Origin of the sequence: Clostridium sp. 19966 (assembly GCF_032335695.1) — a bacterium.
GTDB lineage: Bacteria > Bacillota > Clostridia > Clostridiales > Clostridiaceae > JACTOJ01.
This window is the reverse complement of the sequence record NZ_JACTOJ010000059.1, coordinates 1-6,186: the sequence shown is the minus strand read 5'-3', so window position 1 is coordinate 6,186 and position 6,186 is coordinate 1. Positions and strand designations below refer to the sequence as shown.

Below are 6,186 nucleotides of genomic sequence, written 5' to 3'. Positions count from 1 at the left end.
TAATTTATTTGCCGCTATAGGTACAACTTTTGGAGCGGGAGATGGTAGTACAACCTTTAATCTGCCAGATTTAAGAGGACAATTTATTAGAGGTTTTGATGATGGAGCTGGTGTAGATAACGGAAGAAGCTTTGGAAGTAAACAAAATGATATGTTAAAATCTCACAGACATGATTTCCCAAGTGGATATAGTGGGGGAAGCTGGAATGCTGGTAATTACGGACAGTTAGCTAATGTAGGAAGTGACGGCGCTTCACACGTATATTATGTTTCAACTAATTATACTGGAGATTCTGAAACAGCGCCTAAAAATGTAGCTTTACTATATTGCATTAAATATTAAGAAGGTGATTTTATGTTAGTTTATAATTACAATAGAAATTTAGAATATATAGGAAGTGAGGAAGCAGATGAAAGCCCTCTTGAACTAGGCGTATATTTAATTCCTGCTAATGCTACTACTATAGAGCCACCCGAATACGATAGTCAACATATTCCTATTTGGAATGGTGAAACTTGGGATATAAAAGATATATCTTTGGGAGTACCTCCGTCAAATGATAATACAAATAATAATGGTGAAAAGACACAGGCAGAGATATTACAGCAGACAATAGATAGCCAAGCACAGCAAATTAAGACTATGCAGGACACAATAGACCAATTAGTATTATCCAGCTTATAGGAGGAATTTAGATGTTTGAAACATTAAAAAGATTGTATTTAGAAGGAAAGTTAACTGATGAAAAATTAAGTAATGCCGTTATAAAAAGCTGGATTACGGAAGAAGAAAAGCAGCAGATAATTAATGCGAAAAATGCAACAGTAGTCGATAGCCAATTATAAAATTGATGTTTTATTTACTGTTTTGACTTTTGGAATGGCTTGAATACTAGTTTGTATGGGTGGATAATATTGGATAATCAATAAAAAATGATAAAATAGATTGGATTTTTATAAGTTCAATTTTTTGATATTAAAAAAGAGGTGTATTATATATGGAACAAAAAGTTATTGTAAAACCAGTGGGAATTAAATATATATGTGATGTATGTAAGGAAGGTGAAATGATACAGACAGCATATAATGATTGGGAAAGTAATCCTCCGAGATATGAACATATATGCACAAATTGTTCAACTAAGATTTATTTAAATGAAAAATATCCTTTAATTAGATATGAATTATAATATATAGATATATTTTGACAATTGCAGTATAATTCCGTAAAATGTAATTATGTATATATATTTACATAGAGGAGGAATTTAATATGCAATGGATTATCAATAATGCTCATTGGATATTTGAAGGAATAGGTGGAATTATTCTTACTTTATTAGTTGGTTTATTTACAAAAAGGCAACTTGATAAAAAAACATCTCAAAAGATTAAATCTGGCAAAAATTCTACTAATGTACAAGGTGGAGGAAATGTAACTGTAACAATCGGAGGTAAAAAGAATGATTAAAGGGCAACAAATTGATTCAGGAGATGACTCTACCAACATACAAGGAAAAGACATCGTATTTATACAAAATAATGGGATGACTTATTCTGATGTAAAAGAAATTTCAATGGATGTATTTAAAAAGAATTTTTATGATTTGGGACAAACAATTGAAAATATTATAAATGAACGAGCAGAAAAAATATTAGATAAATATTTGCAAAAGATAAATGCAATTAATCCAAAGCTATTACAAAATACAGAGGAACCAGATATACGTTATAATATTTATGAAGTACAAAAAAGCCATGCAAGACGTGGTGATGAGAATATTGCAAATTTATTAGTAGAAATGTTAGTAGAAAGAACAAAAGATAAGGATAAATCTCTAAAAAATCTCGTTTTAAATGAAGCCATGGATGTAGTACCTAAATTAACATCTAGGCAAATAGACATTTTATCATTGATATTTTTAATAAGATATATAAGATATACTGGATTAACCCCTATACAAAATTATATTATGGTACTTATCGTAATAAAAGGGGATATCAATGTGACTTCTGATGATATGTTTTATACTCATTTACAGTATAGTGGATGTTTATCGGTTAGTATTGGTGCAATTGATTTTGAATCAGCAATGGAGCATAAGTTCCCACAAATTAATGACAAAAATAAAGTGAATGATATGATTAATTCATTTGAAATATTAAGGCTTTTAAAACCTATGTGGAATAATAGTAAACTTTGCAATAGTAGTTTAACAAGTGTTGGTATGGCTATAGCAATAAATAATATTCAAATAAAAACTGGACAAAAGTTTGATATAAATATTTTTATACATGAATAAATTATAATTTAATATAACATAGTAAAATTCTCATCTATAAATCCAAGTCCATGCTGAGAGCATGGGCTTTTCTTTATATAAGTAATTATGGAAACATGGCATAATATTGTATTTTGATGTCACTTGTTGATATAATTATATTAGGAGATGATGGGATATGAAATTAAAGATGATTTATTCTAGTGAAAGTGAAGATACTGAACGTTATGAATACGAGTGTCCTTGCGGAAATGGGAAAATAATAGAAATGCATGATAATACTCCAGGATTTAGAGACCATGGTGTTTTTATCAGTTGTAAAGATTGCGAGAATAAATACCGATTAGACACATCAAAAGGGGTTCGCAATTGGGACATAGTAGAGAAATAGTAAAAAAATATTTATTTTATGGAACTTAGGATAATCTAAGTTCTTTTTTATTTAGATTTTTTCATAAACGAGGTGATAATTTGATAATAGTATATAACAGCGATACAACAGATTTTAATAACAATGGATTAGCTGTTTTGGATTTGTGCCAAACATGCGAAGTAACAGAAGAAAAAAATGGAGATTTTAGCTTAGAATTAGAGTATACAATAACCGACAATAATACGAAATGGCAATATCTTATCGAAGGTAACATTATTAAAGCTTCTACACCAAGAGGTGACCAGCTATTCAGGATTTATAAAAGAGTAAAAAATATGAGTAGTATTACAGTTAGCTGCAAACACATCTTCTACGACTTACTAGATAATTTTATAGAGGATTGCAGACCTACAAATTTAAGTGGTAATAGTGCTTTAAATTGGGTATTTAGTCACTTATCCTATAATACTAACTTTACTGTCTATTCTGATTTAATTAATACCGGAAGTGCAGAATACATAAGAAAAAATCCAGTGCAAGCTCTAATAAGCGACGATGATAACAGTTTTATTAATGTCTGGGGTGGCGAGATTGTAAGGGATAATTACGATATTAAAATCTTAGGACAGGCTGGAACTAATAGAGGAGTACAAATTGAATATGGTAAAAATTTAGAAGGTATTGAAGAAGATTTAGATTTATCTAATGTAGCTACAAGATTGTACCCCACTTGTCAAGGGCAGGACCAGCAAGACGTAGTAACCTTAGATAATAAATATGTAGATAGCCAATATATAAATAATTATCCGCATCCGAAGATAGCTGAAAAGTCGTATAGTGATATTAAGGTAGATGATACTACCACAATAGACCAAGCTAAAGCTCTATTATTAGCTGCGGCTCAAAATGAATTTACGGTTAATAAAATAGATGTACCACAGGTTACTTATACCGTTAATTTTGTAGACCTTAGCCAAACAGAGGAATATAAAAATTATAAGTCTTTAGAAACCGTTTACCTGTATGATTATGTTACGGTAAAACATAAAAAATTGAATATGGACATATCTGCGGAGGTAATTGCTTATAAATGGGATGCAATTTTGAAGAGATATAATGAAATTACTCTAGGGAACTATAAAACTGATTTTGCCAGTAGCTATAATAAAGAATTAAATAGCGTTAAGCAAGATATAGTCACTCAAAAAAGTGATTTACTGCAAGCTGTAGATAATGCCACTAACCTTATAACTGGCAATAAGGGTGGTTATGTAATTATGCATAAAAACGCCAATGGTGAACCGTTTGAAATTTTAATAATGGATACTCCAGATATAAATACAGCTAAAAAGGTTTGGCGCTGGAATAATAGCGGCTTAGGTTACTCCAGCACTGGATATAACGGTGATTACGGCTTAGCTATGACAATAGATGGAGCAATAGTGGCAACTTATATAACCACAGGAATATTAAATGGAGATTTAATCAAAGTCGGTACTATAACAAGTAAAGATGGGAAATTATCCATTGATTTAACTAATGGAATAATGCAAATAAGTGGGGCAAGTAAATGGGTAAGTAACAATGGATATATAACAATCAATGGTGATGATTTAGTTCAAGTAATAAATGGAGAAACACTGCCATTTTACAGGTATTTTAACCAAGGTTATCAATATGCAGAAGTAGCACCAGCAACAGGAGGAAGTACAATAACTATTCAATTGCCCAATAAGTATAAAGGGAAAATATTTAATGCTTCAGCAGAATTGGCATCTTTGGAATTTAAAAATGGTACATCTTACTCAGACGATTATAGATTACAAGCGTGGAGTTGCTTTATAGATAGCATAGATTATAATAATGCAACTATATCTATATATGTAAATTTAACTAGAACTGGAACAACATTGCCAACAATGGAATGTAGAATAAATTGGAGAGTACAGGCTTAAGCATCTACTAATTAAAAAGGTAGGTGCTTTTTTAATACAAAAAAATATGAAGATATATAAAAGGAAGTGAAAAGATGGAAAAAGATGATAAAATACAGGAAATCTTAGAGCGACTTGTAAGAATGGAGACAAAGTTGGACGATTTTAATAGTATCAGAGATAAAGCCGAGCAAGCTTATACTAATTCTTTACAAGCTCTAAAAGAAATACAAGAAATAAAGGATAATAATAAGTGGCTTTGGAGAACTTCGGTTGGAGGGATAATAGTAATAATTTTAAATTTAATAGTACAATTAAAAATTCATTAAGGGAAGTGTATTTTATATGAATATTATAGAAACAAATTTATCTTGGAATGGAGCTTTAACTTATAATAATGTACCTCAAATGGTTGTTATTCATCATGCAGAAGCATCTACATGTACTATACAGGACATAGACAACTGGCATAAAGAAAGAGGTTGGATAGGTTGCGGTTATCATTTTTTAGTCAGAAAGGATGGTTCAGTTTATCGTGGCAGACCCGAAAATGCTGAAGGTGCTCATTGTTATGGCTATAATTCTAATTCTTTAGGAGTATGCTTTGAGGGTAATTATATGGTGGATTCAATGCCAGATGTGCAAAAACAAAGTGGAATAGAACTAATTAAATACTTACTCCAGAGATATAATTTAAGCAGAATTGAACCACATAGAGCATTATATAATACAAGTTGCCCTGGAAATAAATTTCCTTTTGATGATATAAAAAATGCTTCATTAAATCAGCAAGGGTCTAATGTCAATTATCAACCAATTCAAAATAGAACTTGGCTACAAGTTGGAGATTCAGGGGACAAGGTAAAAGATTTGCAGAGTAAATTAAGCAGATTGGGGTATGATTGTGGTAGTGTTGACGGCATTTATGGGAAAAACACTAAAAATGCTGTATATAAGTATCAGCAAGATAACGGATTATCTGCTGATGGTTTAGCAGGAGAACAGACAATGGCAAGCATAAATACTAAAATTGCTGAGTTAAATAAGCCTAAGATTGATACTATTATCTTAGATTTTCAACACGCTTGTAATCTTAGTGGATATAGCTTGGCTGAAGATGGAATCAGAGGCAATTGCACTAATGCAGTTATAGCTAAAATACTGATTCAAAAAGGCTCAAAGGGTGAACTTGTTAGATGGGTTCAAAATAGGCTTATTGCTAAAGGATTCGCAGTGGGACAAGCTGGGGCAGATTCAGACTATGGAAGTAGTACAAAGTTGGCTGTGCAGAATTTTCAGATGAAATGTGGATTAACAGTTGATGGAATAGTTGGTCAGAATACTGTAAATAAATTATTGCAGTAGCTGAGGTAAATAATTATTACCTTAGCTTTTTTGCAGTGTCGCAAATTTGCGATGGTTCAAATAAGGGTGTTGCATATATGTGATACCTTTAACTACCACAAAATTGTAAACCTATATTTGAGGGGGTTAGTTTACAATATTTAAGTTAATTTATTATATATATTAGAAGGGAAGTAATGGGAACATGGATATTAACCAGATTATTGGATATGTATTAAGTTTAATTTTAATA

10 protein-coding genes are annotated in these 6,186 nt (G+C 31.0%); all 10 read left to right on the top strand.

Features of this window, described 5'->3' with window-relative positions; all coding sequences use genetic code 11:
* The coding region (locus IAI10_RS24185) for a tail fiber protein (protein WP_315675881.1) at nt 1–343 on the top strand (343 nt) is incomplete at its 5' end.
* Between the two features lie 12 nt (nt 344–355).
* Entirely contained in the window at nt 356–685 is a 330-nt protein-coding gene (locus tag IAI10_RS24180) for a hypothetical protein (RefSeq protein ID WP_315675880.1), read from the top strand.
* Nucleotides 686–696: 11 nt separating this feature from the next.
* Entirely contained in the window at nt 697–846 is a 150-nt protein-coding gene (locus IAI10_RS24175; RefSeq protein ID WP_315675879.1) for an XkdX family protein, read from the top strand.
* Nucleotides 847–998: 152 nt separating this feature from the next.
* The gene (locus tag IAI10_RS24170; protein ID WP_315675878.1) at nt 999–1,190 is read left to right on the top strand and encodes a hypothetical protein; all 192 of its coding nucleotides are present in this window, start codon (nt 999–1,001) and stop codon (nt 1,188–1,190) included.
* Between the two features lie 83 nt (nt 1,191–1,273).
* Nucleotides 1,274–1,471, top strand: a complete 198-nt coding sequence (locus IAI10_RS24165) for a hypothetical protein (RefSeq protein WP_315675877.1) — start codon at nt 1,274–1,276, stop codon at nt 1,469–1,471.
* The gene (locus IAI10_RS24160) at nt 1,464–2,303 is read left to right on the top strand and encodes an LPO_1073/Vpar_1526 family protein (RefSeq protein WP_315675876.1); all 840 of its coding nucleotides are present in this window, start codon (nt 1,464–1,466) and stop codon (nt 2,301–2,303) included. The genes IAI10_RS24165 and IAI10_RS24160 overlap by 8 nt, the downstream gene beginning before the upstream one ends.
* Nucleotides 2,304–2,460: 157 nt before the next feature.
* Nucleotides 2,461–2,673: a hypothetical protein gene (locus tag IAI10_RS24155; RefSeq protein ID WP_315675875.1), complete on the top strand. Its 213-nt coding sequence runs from the start codon at nt 2,461–2,463 to the stop codon at nt 2,671–2,673.
* 80 nt (nt 2,674–2,753) lie between these two features.
* Nucleotides 2,754–4,610: a phage tail spike protein gene (locus tag IAI10_RS24150; protein ID WP_315675874.1), complete on the top strand. Its 1,857-nt coding sequence runs from the start codon at nt 2,754–2,756 to the stop codon at nt 4,608–4,610.
* A gap of 74 nt (nt 4,611–4,684) precedes the next feature.
* The gene (locus IAI10_RS24145; RefSeq protein WP_315675873.1) at nt 4,685–4,918 is read left to right on the top strand and encodes a hemolysin XhlA family protein; all 234 of its coding nucleotides are present in this window, start codon (nt 4,685–4,687) and stop codon (nt 4,916–4,918) included.
* A gap of 16 nt (nt 4,919–4,934) precedes the next feature.
* Nucleotides 4,935–5,954, top strand: coding sequence for an N-acetylmuramoyl-L-alanine amidase (locus IAI10_RS24140; protein ID WP_315675872.1), 1,020 nt, complete (start codon nt 4,935–4,937; stop codon nt 5,952–5,954).
* The last annotated feature ends 232 nt before the right edge of the window (nt 5,955–6,186 follow it).

Bases quoted from the DNA above. Each gene is read 5' to 3' on its own strand.
- IAI10_RS24140 (WP_315675872.1), top strand. From the start codon at position 4,935: ATGAATATTATAGAAACAAATTTATCTTGGAATGGAGCTTTAACTTAT.
- IAI10_RS24180 (WP_315675880.1), top strand. From the start codon at position 356: ATGTTAGTTTATAATTACAATAGAAATTTAGAATATATAGGAAGTGAG.
- IAI10_RS24145 (WP_315675873.1), top strand. From the start codon at position 4,685: ATGGAAAAAGATGATAAAATACAGGAAATCTTAGAGCGACTTGTAAGA.
- IAI10_RS24160 (WP_315675876.1), top strand. From the start codon at position 1,464: ATGATTAAAGGGCAACAAATTGATTCAGGAGATGACTCTACCAACATA.
- IAI10_RS24170 (WP_315675878.1), top strand. From the start codon at position 999: ATGGAACAAAAAGTTATTGTAAAACCAGTGGGAATTAAATATATATGT.
- IAI10_RS24175 (WP_315675879.1), top strand. From the start codon at position 697: ATGTTTGAAACATTAAAAAGATTGTATTTAGAAGGAAAGTTAACTGAT.
- IAI10_RS24155 (WP_315675875.1), top strand. From the start codon at position 2,461: ATGAAATTAAAGATGATTTATTCTAGTGAAAGTGAAGATACTGAACGT.
- IAI10_RS24165 (WP_315675877.1), top strand. From the start codon at position 1,274: ATGCAATGGATTATCAATAATGCTCATTGGATATTTGAAGGAATAGGT.